Origin of the sequence: Methylobacterium sp. Leaf123, assembly GCF_001423405.1 — a bacterium.
GTDB lineage: Bacteria > Pseudomonadota > Alphaproteobacteria > Rhizobiales > Beijerinckiaceae > Methylobacterium.
The window spans coordinates 1-15497 of sequence record NZ_LMNS01000022.1 but is presented as its reverse complement, the minus strand read 5'-3'; the positions used below and the strand labels follow the sequence as shown (position 1 = coordinate 15497).

The window sequence follows — 15497 nt, the reverse complement described above, 5'->3', positions numbered from 1 at the left end:
GGATGAGGGCCATCCGGGCCTGAAGCCCGCGACCTCCATCCACCGCGCTACTCTCCCTCGGCCCCTCCACCCCTGAAAATCAGCGTTCTCACACGACCTCGGTCGGGGGTTGTCGTTTGCGGCAGGCCGAGAAGTGATCGGATGTGACCCCAAGCGCTTCCGCGCGGCTGGGGTGTATTCCGTCCGCGGCCGGGTCCATGCAAGAACATGACCCGGACGTGTGTGAGGCATATTTTGCGCATCACGTTTGAAGATAGGTTTTAATCCTGATTAAAAATTAGCGGATGTGCAATTTTAGTGCACTCTTGCTTGCAAGTTATTACGCACTTGGTTTCCAAGTTCCGATGTATATTTGTGCAGTGCGCCTCTTGTTTGGGCGGCGTTCTGCAAGCCGGGAGAAGTTTTTTGCCTCATGGACCGATCCGTGCCTTGGGCCTGTTCGTTGCCATAGCCGCGGTCATCCTGCCGACGTCCGCGATGGCCCGGCGCACGATGGATCTCGACAGCCCCGCCGATCCGAATCGAGCCTATTGCGACATCGTCGTGAAACGTCCTGGCGGAAACCCAACGCAGGACATGACCGGCTCGATCGGCCACGCAAAAAGCTATCAGAGCGGCGGACGCCGAGCGAACCCGTTGATCTGTTATCTTCCCGGAACTCGGTGAAAGCACTGCGATGCTGTGCGGAGAGGAACATCCATCATGTTTTTCCGGGGGTAAAAGCTGATCTTGTTCGATAAGTCGCAGACGATATCGCGGAATTCAGAATTTCAATGATGGCATCCTGACATCAAGCGTCGGCTGCAATCATGGAAGAGCAATCTGTATCATCATCGGAGGTTTAGCATGAAAAAAGCGAAACATTCCGTCGCTGCGGTTGCTGGGTTGATCTTCGCGATTGCGACCACCGCCGCAAATGCGGCGAGTCATCCTGCCCGAACCGGTACGGGCGGCGGTCCGGAGACAACCATCACAGCGCCCCATACGGCGCCGACGGGGAGAGTGATGCCGCGCCCACGCTCAGTCGGCCCACAGCCACGCAGCGATGCCCCGCAGAAACTCGAACCTGAATTCCGGGATAGTCTTCTCACCAAAGACATTTGTGTCGGGTGTTAGGTCAGGGCAGATTTCGCGCACCGACGACCGCGCGAGCCGTCAGGGGTGGTGTGGGCATCAAGCACGCATTGGCCGGATGCCCGGAACGGTTCGACAGCGGCGCCCCGACCGGTCAAGCGGAGTGGGGTTCGATCCGTGTCTGACGTCCGTCCGCGCCTGCGGCGTCGAAGGGGGGCGGCAGCGCCCGCTCCAGTAGCCCCGCCCCGAACCGCTCACTGAAGCCGAGATGCGGCATGTGGGCGTAGCCGATATGGCAGCGGCACTGCGCCAGCGGGCAGGGCCGCGGCGTCAGGGCGGCGTCGAAATCCGGGTCGTAGAGGTTGCCGATCCGGGCCGGGACCACGTGGCAGCGGCGGACCTCGCCATCGCCATCGACGCTGACCACGCTCTCGCCCGTGGCGCAGGCCCGCCCCCGGCTGCGGATGCCGGTGCGGTTGATGTCGAACAGCGGATCGAGCGCGCGCAAAGTGGCGAGGTCGTCCGGCCCGTAATAGTTCGGCCCCTCGTCCCGGTAGGCGTTCACCCAGAGATAGATCTCGGGCCGCAGCGCCCGGCGCAGGGCGGCGAGCGCCGCGAAATGCTCGCGCTTTCCCACGATGCCGACGCTGTAGCGGATGCCGCGCGCGTCGAGTTCGGCGCAGCGCCCGAGGAAGCGGTCGAGGGGCGTCTCGCCCGGATGGAAGGTGCACCAGAAGCCGAGGCGGCCGGGATCGCAGCCATCGAGCCAGCCGGTCGGCCAGGACAGGTTCGTCTGCGCGGCGACCTTGGTGACATGCGGCATGCGGCTGAGCCGCGCCATCGCCGCCCGGTAGGCCGGCCGGATCAGCGCCTCGCCCCAGGGCGTGAACAGGATGCCCAGCCTGCGCCGGGTCTGGCCGTCGGCCCAATCGACGAAGCGGGCGAGCTGTGCTGCGTCGCGTTGCAGGGTCTCGCGACTGTCCCGGCGCTTGGCGAAGGGGCAGTAGGGGCAGGCGTAATTGCAGCTCGCCAGCGGGCCCCGGTAGAGGATGTCGAGAGGGGCGCCTGCCATGGTCAGCGCAGCGCGTAGGCGCGCATCCGCTCGCGCACGCCCGCCGTCTGGAGCCAGGGGCCGATCGCGTCGGAGCGTTCCAAGCCCGCCTCGGTCAGCCTGAGGCTCTCCGCGTCGAGGGTGGCTAGTCCTGCCTCTGCGAGATCGGCTAGTTCCGGCAGATCGTCGAGGAGCCTCGTGCCGAAGCGCTCCGCATAGGCGCGCGGCGGCAGGCCGGGGGCCTGGAGCAGGTGCATCAGCACGAAGCGGCGGCGCTGGTCCTCGGCATCGAGCCACGCGCCGTAATCGGCCTGGCCATGGCGCTCTGCGTCGCGGGCGATGTAGTCGGCGACGATGGCGGCGACGCCCGGCTGCCCCACCGCGTAGGCGGTCGCGTAGTGCAGGGCCGCCGTATAGGAACGCGCCCCGGCGCCGAGGCCGACCATGCCGTCGCGGGCGCAATCATAGGCCGGCCCCCACGCGGCTTCGGGCGCGCGGCGGAACATCCGCATCGAGACCTGCCGGTAGCCCGCCGCGCGCAGGCGGTCGCGGGCCGCGCGGTAGATCGCGAGGCGGCGCGCATCCCAGGCGCGGTCGTCCTCGGCGGCACCGCCCCGCCGGCCGAGCCCGGTCAGCGGCCGGACGTAGAGGGGATAGAGGAAGAGTTCTTCCGGCTCCCAGGCAAGGGCCGCCTCGACGGATTCGAGGAAGCTCGCGGCTGTCTGCCCGGCGGCGCCGTAGATCAGGTCGATGTTGAGGACCGGGATGCCCGCGTCGCGGATCGCTTGGAGCGCCCCATCGACGCTGCCCCGGCTTTGCGGCCGGCCCATCGCCCGCGCCTCGTCGTCGCGAAACGACTCCACGCCGATGCTGATGCGCTCGACCCCGTGCGCCCGCAGGACGGCGAGCCGCTCCGGCGTGGTGGTGCCGGGCGCGGTCTCGACCGAGGCCGGAAGCTCCAGGGGCGTGGCCCCGAACGTGTCGCGGAGATCTGTAAACAAGCGGTCGAGGTCGGCGGGTTCGAGGAAGGTCGGGGTGCCGCCGCCGAGCGCCATGCGGGCCACCCGGAACCGACCGAGGCTGTCGGCCACCGTCTCCGCCTGAAGCCGCAGGGCATCGAGATAGGGCGCGATGCGGCCCTCGCCGCGGGTCAGGGTGAACAGGTTGCAGAAGCCGCAGCGCATCGCGCAGAACGGCACGTGCACGTAGAGGAACAGCCCGTCCTTCGGCTCCTCCGCCCAGGCCTCGCGCAGAGGCACCGGGTGCCGCAGCGGCCGGTAGGCGGTCTTGTGCGGATAGGCGTATTGATAGCCGCCATAGACCGGCCCCGCGAGCAGGGCCGCCGCCGTGCTGATGACGGTGCTCATGCCGCCTCCTGGATGAACTCGGCGTAGGGCACGTCCCACACGGTCGGGTGCGCGAGGCGGTGGCCGCGATAGCCGTCCTCGCCGAAGGCGGTGCCGTGATCCGCGCACAGGATGCAGAGGGCCGGCCCGCGCGCCTTGAGCGCCACGAAGAGCGGGGGCAGGGCGCTGTCGGCATAGGCCAGCGCCGCCGCTTGCGTCTCCACGCTCTCCCGTGCCGCGCCCGGCAGGTAGGTGCGGGTCGGGTGGTGGGTCGCCGAGACGTTGAGGAACAGGAACAGCCGCCGCTGCGGGTCGAGCGCCGCGATCCGCTCCACGGCGAAGCCGACCTGCGCCGCGGTCGAGTCGCGCGCCTGCACGCCGAAGCCGCCATGCCAGTGGCTCTCGGCGAACAGGCCCGGCAGGACGCGACCGAGCGGGGTGCGCTTGTTGAAGAAGCCGACGCCGCCGATGCACAGCGTGTGGTAGCCGCGTGCGGCGAGGCCTGAAACGATGTCGGGCGCATCGAACACGGCGGTGTCCGGCCCGGTGGTGCGGCTGCCGTCGAAGCGCAGCGCGAAGGGGCGCTGGTGCGGCCCCGGCTCGGCGGGCGTCGGCAGGAAGCCGGCAAAGATCGCCTGATGCGCGGCATAGGTGAAGCTGCCCGGCGCGTGGCGTCGCTCCCAGGCCGCGCCCGGCAGCAGCCGCGCGAGGTTCGGCGTCCGGCCGGCGGCGAGCGCGGTCGCGGCCACGTCGTAGCGCAGGGAATCGAGCGTCACGAGCAGGATGTCGTGCGAGCCTATGAGGTCCGCGGCGCGGATCATGCGGCGAGCCCCACGGGCCGGCGCGCGGCGATCCAGCCGGGCAGGCGTGCCACCTGCCATGCGTAGGGGTCGAGCCCCTCGTGCCGGACGCGGCGGATCAGGTCACCGAAGGCGTTGGCCTCGAAGAAGACGTGGCGGCGCAGGCCCACCGTCAGCGCCACATCGAAGGCGACGTGGAAGGTCTGCGGGAATAGCCGCGCGAAGCGGCGGCAATCCGCCCGCATCGCTTCCCAGACGGCGGGCGGCGCCAGGGCGCGAAGGGCGTCCGCTTCGGCCCGGCGCCCGCCGAGATCGAGATTGGTGATCGGGCCGCGGGCCGTGCGCAGCACCATGTGGGCGGGCTCGCCGCCGACCACGAGCACCCGCAGATCGCAAGGGCCGCCGTCGAGAGCGGCCTTCGGCACCCATTGCTCCACATGCGCGTCCTGCGCCAGGATCGCGTCGATCAGCGCCACGGCCGCCGGTCCGCGAGAGCGCCGCAGCCGGTGGGAATGGTGCAACACGCCGCCTCCTGCGCCCGTCATGTGCTCGGCGGCGGAGTCCGCCACGATCCCGTCGCGGGCGACCGTGAGCGCGGCGATGCCGGCGGCGCCCGAGCCGAAGCGCGGCTTGACGAAGACGCGGGCCAGGCCCGCCGCGCGCATGGCCTCCACAAGCGCGTCGAACGAGCCGGCCGGCGGCAGCGCCCGGGGCACCGGCAAGCCATGCGCGGCCATGGCGGCGTGGCAAGCTCGCTTGTCGTAGAACAGGGCGACCGTCTCGGCCTCATGGGTCAGGGTGACGCCCGGCGGCACGACCCGGCGGGCGAGCCGCAGCGCCGCGGCGAGCCCGCGCTGGAGGGCGTGGTCGGGCCGCAGCCGCGTCGCCTCGCCCGCATCCTCGTCCGCCCCGGCGAGGCGCAGCAGGGCCCGGCGGATGCGCGGATCGCCGCCGGGCGAGTCGATGCGCAGCAGGCCGCGCCCCTCCGGGAACAGCGCGCTCAGCCGTTCCGGCGCGTCAACGAAGCGGGCGTAGTCGAGCACGGGCGCGGGCGGGTGCCCGGCCCGGACCAGGGCGGCGTTGAACCCTTCCGTGCGCTCGTCGCCCGCGACTCCGAGGATGACGCAGGGTCCGATCCCATCCGGCGGCTCATCGGCGCCCGTCATTCCGAGACGGCGATGTTGCGGTAGATCTCGCCGGCATACTCGTCCGGCTCCTGCTGCTCGGAGAGGTCGACCACAGGCCCGAGCCCGGCCAGCCGTGTCATCGTCGCCTCGGTGAGGAAGTGGTGGTGCAGGTCGAGCCGCGCCAGCTTCGCCACCGCCGGCGCGGCGAGCAGTGCCTCCGCGCCCGCATCCGTCAGGTTGCCGAGCGAGAGGTCGAGGGTCGAGATGCGCTCCAGCACGGGGGCGGTGGCGACGGCCGCGGCGAGGTCGTCGGCATAGGCGCAGTCGCGCAAGGCCAGGGTGTTGAGCTTCGGGAACAGCCGGCCGGCGAAGAGGTCGGCGAAGTCTTCCGGCGTGCTGTCGCCGCCATACTCGTCGGTGCCGAGCCAGAGTTCGAGATGGCGCAGCTCCGGTGCCCCGGCGGCCAGCGCCTCCTGCACCACCCGGCGCGGTAGGCCGCCCGATTCGATGATGAGCGCCGTCAGGCGCGGCGCCTCGAACCGCCCGAGCGCGAGGCCGGTGGCACCGCGCACCTGCATGTGCTCCAGATGCGGGAAGGCCGGCCAGAGCGCCGAGAGGTCGCTCTGGTTGATCCAGGAAATCTCGTTTTCTTCCGAGATGATGTCGCCGAGGAAGAGTGCGCGCAGGTTGGGAAACCGCTCGGCATAGGCGACCAGCGCCTCGACGATCGGCTGGGAGGTGCCCTCGGAATCGTCGCCCTGCCAGTAGCCGATGACGAGGGCGTCGGTCGCCTCGGCGCCGGGCAGCGCCGCGTAGCTCCCGAGCATCGCCGGCACATTGTCCTCGGAATCGTACTCGACGCGGAAGCGCGGCACCGCGCGCTCGAAATCCCACGCCTCCATCCCGCTCTGGAAATCCTCGACCGGCTTGCCGAAGAAGGTCGTCAGGTTCTCGTAGGGCATGGTTTTCCGGCTCCTCGTTGGGGCGGACCGTATCGGCGGGCGATGTCGGAACCGGCTCAGGTCTCGATCAGCGGGGCATAATCGGCCGGGTCGTCGAAGCCGGCGGTCCAAGCCACGGCCTGGTGGCAGGTTGTCGTGGTCGGCGGAACGCGCAGGAAGTAGCGCCGTCCGGTCGAGGGGCAGCCGACCGAGACGCAGACGAGGGGCTCGTCGCCCGCGAGGTCGACCCGCAGCAGCCGGCGCTCGCCGCCGGGGTCGCGGTCCCGGTCGAGTTCCTCGGCCTCGGCCGCCTCCATGAAGGTCTCGAAGCCGAAACGCTCCAGCATCACCCGCCGCCGCTCGGCGTTGCGCTCCTCCAGGATCTCCGCGATCCCGAGTTCGTGCGGCCGGAAGGCGATGCGCGCATCCACCGGCACGCCGCGCCAGCGCAGGCCGATGCCGGGCAGGTGCGGCGGCGGTTCGGTGAGGCCGGAGCCGGCGACGTCGATCCACGAGGTAACGCGAAAACCCTCCGGCACGTGGTCGATCCGGCCGCAGCCGGCAATGTCGAGCCCGGCGACGGAGCCCCGCTGCGGCAGGGCGCCGATCAGGGCGCAGTCGCGGATGTTGAGCCGCCCGCCGCGTAAAAGGAGGTCGTCGGGCAGGGCCTTCAGCGCCGAACAGCCTTCGAGGTCGAGGAAGGCCGGCGACAGGCCGGGCGGCAGGGTTTCCAGGGCGAGGCAGTCGCGCAGATCGACGATGCCGGCGCGCAGGCCCGCCGGCAGGGTCGTCAGCCGGTGGCAGGCGCGGGCGGAGAGGCGATAGGTGATCGTGTTGCCGTCCTCGATCCGCGCGATGGCCGCGCCGTCGAGCACGAGTTCGCGGCAGCGGATGCCGTGGCCGAGCGTTTCCAGCCGACTCGCGGGCGCGAGGATCCGGTGGCAGACAAGACCGTCCGGCAATGCGCGGGCGGCCTCGTTGCGCGGCATGTCGAGCCGGTCGAGAACGTCCTTGGCCTCGTCGGCGGAGAGCGTATCCTGAGGGCGCAGGATGCGCCGGGCGGGTGCGCGTTGGGCGGCGGTCATCGGCGATCGATTCCCCGACGCTCAGTCCTGCACGGTGACGATGCGCTGCGGTGTGTATTCGCGCTGCCGCCACACCCGGTAGACGCCGCGGTCGAGGGTGATCGTGCCGTGCTCGTCATGGACGACGCGGGCCCGGTCGGCGCGCACGTCAAGGTAGAAACAGTTGTCTCCGGCGAACAGCGCGGCGGGATCGACGACGCGGTGGCTATGGCCGGTCAACTCGCCATGCGCGAGCACGGTATGCGGCAGCGGCCGGCTGGCGGCCTCCTGCGGAACGGCGGAAATCGCGCGAATGAAGATGTCGCCCTGACGCCACATGCCCGTCTCCGCCCATGTTTCAAGAGCAAGCGCCGATGTCAGAGCCGCTTGCCGCTCTTTAACCGGCTTATGATCGTGGTGCGCATCCGGCAAAGGCTATGCCTCAACAGAGCTGCGCCCGGACAATACTCTGTTGGCACGAGGCTAGCCCGACGATCGACTGACGGTCAACCGGTTGCGGGCAGCCACGGTACCCCTGCCAAGCCTGATCCGCCCCTCGGCCGATGTGAGGTTCCGGTGGGCCGGGGCGCCCCCGCCGGCAGGACAACATTCGGTTGACCTATGGGCTCAGCAGGGTAGAAATCCTAGCGATCCGGGCCTCTCCTGTGTTGCGCACAACTTTAATAGCCTGGAACTGACGACATCTGCGGAGTCGTCATCGCTGTCGTCGGCCGGCATTTTACGCATGTCCGGCTCATCCGCATGTGGGCCCTGCGGTCGCCCGCGCTTCAGGAGGCTGACCATCCCCGAAGCAACGACTTCGCCCGCGCGCTCGCGTCCGCGTGCCCTGGCGCGCCTCGTCGCGGCCACCGTGCTGCTGCCGCTCGTTCTCCTGCTGCTGGGCCTGTGGGAGGTTCGGCGCGGCGCCGACGATCACGCCGCGTTCGAGGCCGAACGGCAGCGGCTCACCGGCCTCGTGACGCAGATGGAGGCGCGGGCGCCGCGGGACGGGCGCTTCGATCCCCGCCTTCAGTTCCGCTACGAGGGCCGGCTCTATGGCGGGCCGCTCGCAATTGACAAGGCGCGCGAGGCCCGCGACGAGGCCGGGCTCCTCGCCACGCTCATGGATTGGCGCCGCGTGCTGCCGCCGGTCGTCGTCGCAGGGGGCGCGCTGGCCGCCGCCCTCTCCCTTCTCGTGCTGCTCGCCGGGGCCGTTCTGGGCCGCCTCGGCCGCGCTTCGCGCGACAGCTTGGTGCGCGGCTTCTCGCTGATGCGCCGGCTGCTCCCCGCGGCGCTCTCGCTCCAGATCCTGGCGGCGACGGCGAGCTTCGTCGCGGCCGTCACCTTCGAGGCGGCGGCCCTCGTTCAGGGCGGTTTCGACGGCGGCGCGCTGAAGCTCCTGGCGATCGCCGCGGTCGCGGTCGGCGCCGTCGTTTTCGTGGCCGGCACGACGGTGCTCGGCCTGCGCCGGGCGCTCGGGGCGTTCGAGCCCGATCCGCTGCCGATCATCGGCCGGACGGTCACGCCCGAACAGGCGCCGGGCCTGTGGCGCCTGCTCGAAGGGCTTGCCGCGCGGCTCGGAGCCCTGAAGCCCGAGGCGGTGGTGGTCGGGCTCACGGAGGGGTTCTTCGTCAGCGCCGGGCCGGCGGTGCTGGAGCCCGGCGGCACGCAGGTCTCCGGCCGGATCCTCTACCTGCCGCTGCCCTATCTCGCCCTGATGCGGGGCGACGAGGTGGCGGCGATCATCGGCCACGAACTCGCCCACTATGCCGGCGGCGACACCACCTACAGCCAGCGCTTCCTGCCGATCTATGCCGGCGTCGAGCGCTCCCTCGATGCGGTCGCCGAGGGCCATCAGGGCTCGCTCGGGCTGCTCGGGCCGTCGCTGCGCCTCGGCGTCTTCGTGATGGAGCGCTTCCACCTCGCCGTGCGCCACTGGAGCCGGACTCGCGAATTCGCGGCCGACGCGGCGGGGGCGGGCGCGACCTCGATCGATGCCTCGGCCCGCGCATTGCTCCGCACCGGTGCGGTGGGGCCGCGCATCGCCGAGACCCTCCAGGCCGCGGCCGACGCGCCGGATGCGGCGACGCCCGATCTCGTGGCCGCCGCCCTCGACCGCGCGATCGCGCAGGGGCTCGACGACCCGGCGGCGCATTGGCAGGAGGAACAGGCCCACCCGACCGACACCCACCCGCCGACCCGCGAGCGCGTCGCCGCCCTCGGGCGGACCATCGACGCGGATCTTCTGGCCGCGGCCGGCGCCGTGCCGCCGCCACACGCGCTGGGGCAGCTCGCCGCCTATTTCGCCGACCCGGCCGGGCTCAGCCGGGCGGCGACCGATGACTTCCTCGGCGCGCTGCGGGCGCAGGACGCGGCGTACCGCGCCCATCTCGAGGCGACGGCGGCCGAGGTCGGCACCGAAGAGCGGGTGCTGCGCGCGAATTACCGTTCGCGCGGGGTCGCGCTCGCGGTGGGCGGCGGCCTCTTTGCCGTCATCGCCCTCGCGATTGCCGTGTTCGGCGTGCCGGGGATTTCGCCAAAGGACAACGGTGTCATCCTCGCGACGGCGTTCGGCCTCGCCGTGCTCCTGGGCGGGGCCGGCGCGTTCATCCTGCGCCGGGGCGAGCCCATCACCCTGGTCCTGAGCCCCGCGGGGCTGAAGGCGCCGGGGCTCGACCGGACGATCCCCTGGGATTCCATCGCCGACCTCGACATGACGCTCAACCAGAGCGGCATCCTCACGCGCCTCCTGCTGCCGCCCACGGCCGACTGGCCGCAGCGTCTGCCCGGCCGAAACGGGATCAAGCTCGACGCGAAGCGCCGCATCGTCACACTCCCGATCGGCCTGCCGCGCGGGATGAAGCCGCAGGACTTCGCCGAGCTGATCGGCCGCTACCAGATGGCCGCGCACGCCCGGCGCGTCCTGGCCGAGACCGAGGCCGGCGCGCCGCGATCCTCCTCCGACCCCCAACTCGCCGAGGCTCCATGACCGCATCTCCCGATCGCGCCGAACCTTTGCGGCTGCCGCCCCAGCGCCAGGGCTGGATGGCCACCTTCTGGGTGCTGTTCGGCGTCGTGGCGCTCGGCGCCATGCTGGCGGCCTGCGCCATCTACACCGCCCCGGCCCTGATCTCGGACTGGCAGGTCCGCGAGGCCGCCGAGCCGGTGGCGGAGGCCCGGATCAGCGACGGCAAGTGCAGCTCCAAGATCGCGATCCATATCTGCGACCTCACCTTGAGCCTGCGCCGGCCCACCGGCACCGTGACGCGGCGGGTGAACTACGTGTTCGCCGGCCTGCATGTCGGCGATTTCGGCGCCGGGCCGATGGCCGATCCGGCGCGCCCGGAGCTCATCACCACCGATCTCGGCCTCGACCGGCTCTGGAACCGGACGATCACCCTTGTGGTGATCATGGCCGCGATCGCGGCAGCCATCTTCGGGGCGCTCCTCTCGCTGGTGCGCAACCGGCGCGCCGCCTCCGGTGCGGCCGGGTAAGGGGCGGTCCCGGCCGGATCAGCCGTCCGCATGCGCGGCCGCATCGAGCGCCTTCAGCACCGCCGGGTTGCGGCCGTAGCGCTGCCGCAGCCGCGTCTCGTCCGCCTCCACGGCGTCGCAGCCCAGCCTCTCGACGGCGGCGGCGATCTGCCGGCCGCGGGGCGCATCATAGGCCTCCTCTCCGGACCAGTGGTTGCAACCCCGCCGCCGCTCCAGATAGGTCACGACCTCGGCGGGCAGGCTCTTTCTCTCCGCGGGCGAAATCGCCGGATCGGCCTGCGCCAGGGCGGGTCGTTGCACCAGCATCAGGGCGCTCAGAAGCACGGCGGCGGTCCATGATCGGGTCATCGTCACGCTCTTCCATCCAGGGTTGCGGCCCGCTCGGCAGGGATTCGAGATGAGACTGAGAATGAGCCCCGGACGCGCACAGCCTCTGTCCTCCCGCGCCGCCCGTGTCGGGCTCTCGGCCGGTCTCTTCGCCGCCCTCTCGGTCGGGCTCCTCGCCCCGGCGGCGGCCGAGGGCTGGAACGCGGCGCGGTTCGACCCGCCCGCGAAGGTCGAGACCGCTAGGGATGCCGAGGAACGCGAGATCACCTGCACCTTTTATCCCGATCTCGTCATCCGCGAGAGCGACACCGGCACGCCCGAACCCGAGGCTGCGGCGCTCATCCCGATCCGCGGCGGCCCACCCGTGGCTTGCCGCGCCGCGCCCGGCCCCAGCGCACGCAGGCTGGAAACCGGCGGCCAGCGCTTCATCGGGCGGGCGGACGGATTCCTCGTGTTCGAGGATGCCAGCACCAACGGCACCATGCCCTTCGCGGTGATCGATGCCGGGACCGGCCGCACGCTGTTCACCGACACGACCACCTATGACGGCATCGACAGCTTCGCGGCCGAAGGCGCGACGCTGCGGCTCGGCTTCCGCCGCGGGGTGCAGGCTCCCTGCGCGATCCCGAAAGGGGGCGCGGCCTGCTGGGCGCAGATCGTGCGCGAGGAAAAACTCCCAGCACCGGTCGCGGCCCTGCCGGCGCCGGCCAAGGCCTGCGCGCAAGCCTACCGGGCCGGGAAGGCCCCCAAGGATGTTCCGAGCATCGTCTCCTTCCCGGTGCGGCTCGTCTGGACCAACAGCCTCACCGTCGAGGCCGACGGCCCGGTGCAATGCCTGCCGACGCCGTAACGGCACACCTGCCCATCAACCCCGCGCCTGCGATGCGGGCCGACCCTTCGAGGAGAAACCGCCGCATGATCTCACGCCGCAACGCGCTCGCTGCCGCCGCGACCCTGCTCTGCGCCTCCGCGGTCCGGGCCGAGCCGACGCTCGGGCTCGCCGAACGCCGGGCCATCACAGCCTATCGCGAGAGCCGCTACCCGGCGCAGGAGAAGGCGATCCAGGAGGCCGCGGGCTTTCCCGTGCCGGTCGAGGTGGAATGGGACCAGATCACCCTGCCGGGCGACGCGAAATACTATGGCGACGAAGGCTATTTCGAGAAGACCATCTTCGAGCCGATCGCGGCCGGGCTGAAGGAGGTCGGCAAGGACAAGATGGGCCGCGAGGCGCTGCAGGCGAAGCTGAAGTCGATCCGCATCCGCTTCGACGAGAAGACGGCGCCGGCCTCGAACTACCCGAACGGCCTGAAATTCGACGGCGGCGTCCTCGACGTGAACTGGCGACCCTTCTCGAACGTCGCCGACTTCAAGGACCGGGTGGCGGCGGTGGTGCAGGTGCTGGAAAAGAACCTGTGAGGCTGCCGGTCCGGCCCATGCGCTGCGGGTTCGCGGCCGGTCTCGCCCTGCTCGCCCTGTGCGGTGGGGCGGCGGCCGAGCCGCGGCCGCGTTCGGGCGTCTATGACAGCCTGACCCTGGCGGTGGAGGGCGAGGCCGTCTCCGGCGTCTTCGCCGAGGAGCGCGGCGGGGTCGACGGGGGCCCGTCCTTCAGTTGCATCTTCCTGCTGCGGGGCCGACTCGCGGGCCCCCGCGCCGAGGTCGAGACATGGTTTCCCGGAGAGCCCGAGCGGATCCGTGGCAGCCTCGCCTTCACGCCGGAGGGCGCCGCGCTGACGCTCGCCGAGAATCACGGCGGCTGCCTGATGACCATGGGCAGCATGGTGGACAAGCCCTACACGCTCCTGCGCGAGGCGGACGAGCCGGCGGAGGGCTGGCGCGGCGTCGCCCTGGTCACCGCCCGGCGTGCCAGGTTCCGGCCCGAACCGGGCCCGGCCCCCGCGCGCGGCGCCTACCTCGTGCGCCACGATCCGGTGGTGATCCTCGAGCGCCGGGACGGCTGGGTGCGGGCGCTCTACCGGCACGGCGCGAAACCCGTCACGGGCTGGCTGCCGGAGGCCGACCTCGCCCTGGCCGCCACGCCTTGACGCGCTGCGGCCGATCACTCCGCGGGCCGAAACCCGCCCACCGCATAAGGTTCGCGATGCCCCGCCTCTCCTCTCGCGCCCTCGTCCTGCTGGCGCTCGTGGGCATCCCCGCCACATCCGCGCGGGCGCAGACGCCGCCACCCGCCGCCCCGCCGCGCCTTCCGACCACCTGGGAGGCGATCGACCAGCCGATGAGCGCGCTCCTGAACGGCGGTCACCGCATCGTCTCGGCCACCGGCCCGAGCTTCACCCTGGAGCGGCAGGGCAAATACGTCGTCTGCGAGGTTCGCCCGCCCGGCGGCCTGCGCGGCAACGCGGAGGCGACCTCGACCTGCTACCGCGTGAACTGAGGCCCGCCGTGAACGATCGCCTGCACGCCCGCTTCGGCGAACTCTGGGGCCGCACCGTACGGGCGGATGGCGCCGAGGCGGCGTGGCAGGCGCTCGATGCCGGATACGGGGAGGCCGGACGCCACTATCACGGCTGGCGCCACATCGCGGACCTGCTCGAAGGGCACGACGCCGTGCGCGCCCTTCCAGACTTCGCCGGACTCGATCACGATGCGATCGATCTCGCCATCTTCTTTCACGATGCGGTCTACGACACCGCCCGCACCGACAACGAGTGGCGCAGTGCCGCCTTGCTGCTAGCCCATGCCGGCCCAGCCGCAGAGTCTGGTCCAGTCCGGGCGGCCGACGCGATGATCCAGGCAACCGCCGCCCACGCGCCGAGCGACGACCCGGCCACGCGGCTGATGCTCGACCTCGATCTTGCGGTGCTGGGTGCACCCCGCCCGATCTACGAGGCCTATGCGGCGGCGATCCGGCGCGAATACACGGCGGTTCCGGAAGTAGCGTGGCGGTTCGGCCGCGCGGGCGTGCTCGACGGCTTCCTCGCCCGGCCCACCCTCTACCAGACCCACCCCTTTCGCGACCGCTTCGAGGCGGCCGCCCGGACCAACCTCGCGGCCGAAGCGGACCGGCTCCGGGCCGGCGCGGGGATGTGAGGGAGACCTGTGCAACCGAGAACCCGTTCGGCAGCCTGCGCCTGACGGCTCAGCCACCCCTCGTTCATCGCCGGCGCGACTCTGGGAGAGGGTGGTCGCAACCGAGCGTTCAAGCCCTCAAGATCTCTGATCCGGCGAGGCCGACCAACAAGCACCCCACGCCCGCCGCCGCCGACAAGAGATCCGCTCGGAGAGCGCCGCCTTCTTACAAGTCAGGGCCAACTCTTGCCCTGCGCCGCCTGCACTTCAAGTCCGGCGTTGCTGAGCACGGCCTGTTCCGCGCTCGTCTTTTTGACTTCACGGCACTCCGATCCGAGCAGATCGTCTGCATCGGCCCGGCCCAAAGCCAACCAGATTGCCGGTCCAAGCCTGAGGCTCAATCGCCAGGTGCCCAGTTGATCTTGGGCTTCTGCGACAAGATCCGCTCGAAGTAATTGGCCACGGCTTGCGCGCCATCCGCGTGCATCATGGCAACCGGATGCGCGAGATAGGCCCGGGCCAGATCGAGCGGGATCTCGCCCGCTTGGAGCGCCGTGAGCACTGCGTCGATGAAGGCGTCGTTGGCCTCGTTGAAGTCGCTCGACAGCTTCTTACGATCGTTCAGGGCCTTGATCGGCATTGTGTGGCTGTTCCTGTCGCTGAGGCGAGCCGCGCTCCGGCCGCTCCCGTCGGAATGCCCTACCCCCGGCAGCCGGAACCAGCCAGCCCAGCCGCGCGAATCGGCACGTGACCGCCTGCCGCTGCCACGGCGCTCGCATGGGCCCCCCAGCGATTGGGGACCGAAAAGAAGCTAAGTTATTGAGGAGATTGGCGCACCCGACACGATTCGAACGTGTGACCTTTGCCTTCGGAGGGCAACGCTCTATCCAGCTGAGCTACGGGTGCTGACCGTGGCTCGTGAGTATCCCAACTGAGCGGCGGACGCAACGGCGCTGTGGGGGCCGATCGATTGCCCTGATCGCTCAAAGGGATGGTAGCGTGACCCTCCTTAGGCAAAGGGCACACGTTCGAATCGTGTCGGTTGCGCCAGGGCGGGGTGGGGGGCGCTCAAGCGCTGGCAATGTGTCCGCGGATGCGGACGGTGCGCCGATGGTGTGTGGCCTGCTGCCGGTTTGGTGGACACGGTCCTAAGCTAATTGAGCACGGTTTTCGAACTCGACAGGGCTGAGGTAGCCCAGGGTCGAGTGCCGCCGCGGAGGTAGCCCAGGGTCGAGTGCCGCCGCG

Annotated in this window: 17 protein-coding genes and 1 tRNA gene; 8 read left to right on the top strand and 10 right to left on the bottom strand. The window is 70.7% G+C overall.

The window, feature by feature from the left end:
* Positions 1 to 405: 405 nt before the first annotated feature.
* Positions 406 to 666: a hypothetical protein gene (locus ASF53_RS25015; RefSeq protein WP_082482717.1), complete on the top strand. Its 261-nt coding sequence runs from the start codon at positions 406 to 408 to the stop codon at positions 664 to 666.
* A gap of 562 nt (positions 667 to 1228) precedes the next feature.
* Here the strand turns inward: ASF53_RS25015 and ASF53_RS13735 are convergent.
* The 7 genes from ASF53_RS13735 to ASF53_RS26730 are packed head-to-tail and all read right to left on the bottom strand — an operon-like array spanning position 1229 to position 7742.
* Positions 1229 to 2146 (bottom strand): STM4011 family radical SAM protein, encoded by a 918-nt coding sequence (locus ASF53_RS13735; RefSeq protein WP_056199152.1) that lies wholly within the window; start codon positions 2144 to 2146, stop codon positions 1229 to 1231.
* Between the two features lie 2 nt (positions 2147 to 2148).
* Positions 2149 to 3492, bottom strand: coding sequence for an STM4012 family radical SAM protein (locus ASF53_RS13730; RefSeq protein ID WP_056199150.1), 1344 nt, complete (start codon positions 3490 to 3492; stop codon positions 2149 to 2151).
* Positions 3489 to 4292 carry an STM4013/SEN3800 family hydrolase gene (locus ASF53_RS13725; protein WP_056199148.1) on the bottom strand — a complete coding sequence of 268 codons (804 nt, stop codon included), beginning with the start codon at positions 4290 to 4292 and terminating at the stop codon, positions 3489 to 3491. Before ASF53_RS13725 ends, ASF53_RS13730 begins: the two co-directional genes overlap by 4 nt.
* Complete coding sequence (locus tag ASF53_RS13720; protein WP_056199146.1) at positions 4289 to 5437, bottom strand: STM4014 family protein; 1149 nt, start codon at positions 5435 to 5437, stop codon at positions 4289 to 4291. Before ASF53_RS13720 ends, ASF53_RS13725 begins: the two co-directional genes overlap by 4 nt.
* Positions 5434 to 6360, bottom strand: coding sequence for an STM4015 family protein (locus ASF53_RS13715; RefSeq protein ID WP_082482713.1), 927 nt, complete (start codon positions 6358 to 6360; stop codon positions 5434 to 5436). Before ASF53_RS13715 ends, ASF53_RS13720 begins: the two co-directional genes overlap by 4 nt.
* Before the next feature lie 56 nt (positions 6361 to 6416).
* The gene (locus ASF53_RS13710) at positions 6417 to 7424 is read right to left on the bottom strand and encodes a DUF6745 domain-containing protein (RefSeq protein ID WP_056199144.1); all 1008 of its coding nucleotides are present in this window, start codon (positions 7422 to 7424) and stop codon (positions 6417 to 6419) included.
* A gap of 21 nt (positions 7425 to 7445) precedes the next feature.
* On the bottom strand, positions 7446 to 7742 hold the full coding sequence (locus tag ASF53_RS26730) for a DUF8820 family protein (protein ID WP_156635549.1): 297 nt from the start codon (positions 7740 to 7742) through the stop codon (positions 7446 to 7448).
* 532 nt (positions 7743 to 8274) lie between these two features.
* Here ASF53_RS26730 and ASF53_RS13700 point away from each other — a divergent pair.
* Together ASF53_RS13700 and ASF53_RS13695 are read left to right on the top strand one after the other, a co-directional pair.
* Complete coding sequence (locus tag ASF53_RS13700; RefSeq protein ID WP_056199141.1) at positions 8275 to 10392, top strand: M48 family metalloprotease; 2118 nt, start codon at positions 8275 to 8277, stop codon at positions 10390 to 10392.
* Entirely contained in the window at positions 10389 to 10898 is a 510-nt protein-coding gene (locus tag ASF53_RS13695; RefSeq protein WP_056199138.1) for a hypothetical protein, read from the top strand. The genes ASF53_RS13700 and ASF53_RS13695 overlap by 4 nt, the downstream gene beginning before the upstream one ends.
* Positions 10899 to 10916: 18 nt before the next feature.
* On the opposite strand, the gene ASF53_RS13690 is transcribed toward ASF53_RS13695, so the two are convergent.
* A complete protein-coding gene (locus tag ASF53_RS13690; RefSeq protein WP_056199135.1) occupies positions 10917 to 11246 on the bottom strand; it encodes a hypothetical protein in 330 nt (109 codons plus the stop codon).
* A 61-nt stretch (positions 11247 to 11307) separates the two neighbouring features.
* Here ASF53_RS13690 and ASF53_RS13685 point away from each other — a divergent pair, with 61 nt between their 5' ends.
* The 5 genes from ASF53_RS13685 (at position 11308) to ASF53_RS13665 (ending at position 14273) form a co-directional block, all read left to right on the top strand.
* A complete protein-coding gene (locus ASF53_RS13685) occupies positions 11308 to 12075 on the top strand; it encodes a hypothetical protein (protein ID WP_056199132.1) in 768 nt (255 codons plus the stop codon).
* Positions 12076 to 12140: 65 nt separating this feature from the next.
* Positions 12141 to 12641 (top strand): hypothetical protein, encoded by a 501-nt coding sequence (locus ASF53_RS13680; RefSeq protein WP_056199129.1) that lies wholly within the window; start codon positions 12141 to 12143, stop codon positions 12639 to 12641.
* The gene (locus ASF53_RS13675) at positions 12638 to 13267 is read left to right on the top strand and encodes a hypothetical protein (RefSeq protein ID WP_156635548.1); all 630 of its coding nucleotides are present in this window, start codon (positions 12638 to 12640) and stop codon (positions 13265 to 13267) included. Before ASF53_RS13680 ends, ASF53_RS13675 begins: the two co-directional genes overlap by 4 nt.
* Before the next feature lie 56 nt (positions 13268 to 13323).
* Positions 13324 to 13617, top strand: coding sequence for a hypothetical protein (locus ASF53_RS13670; protein ID WP_056199124.1), 294 nt, complete (start codon positions 13324 to 13326; stop codon positions 13615 to 13617).
* Positions 13618 to 13625: 8 nt separating this feature from the next.
* Positions 13626 to 14273 (top strand): HD domain-containing protein, encoded by a 648-nt coding sequence (locus ASF53_RS13665; RefSeq protein WP_286134427.1) that lies wholly within the window; start codon positions 13626 to 13628, stop codon positions 14271 to 14273.
* Positions 14274 to 14649: 376 nt separating this feature from the next.
* Here the strand turns inward: ASF53_RS13665 and ASF53_RS13660 are convergent, their stop codons facing one another.
* Complete coding sequence (locus ASF53_RS13660) at positions 14650 to 14892, bottom strand: hypothetical protein (RefSeq protein WP_056199118.1); 243 nt, start codon at positions 14890 to 14892, stop codon at positions 14650 to 14652.
* A gap of 189 nt (positions 14893 to 15081) precedes the next feature.
* Positions 15082 to 15158: transfer RNA gene (locus ASF53_RS13655), tRNA-Arg, on the bottom strand.
* Positions 15159 to 15497: the final 339 nt, after the last annotated feature.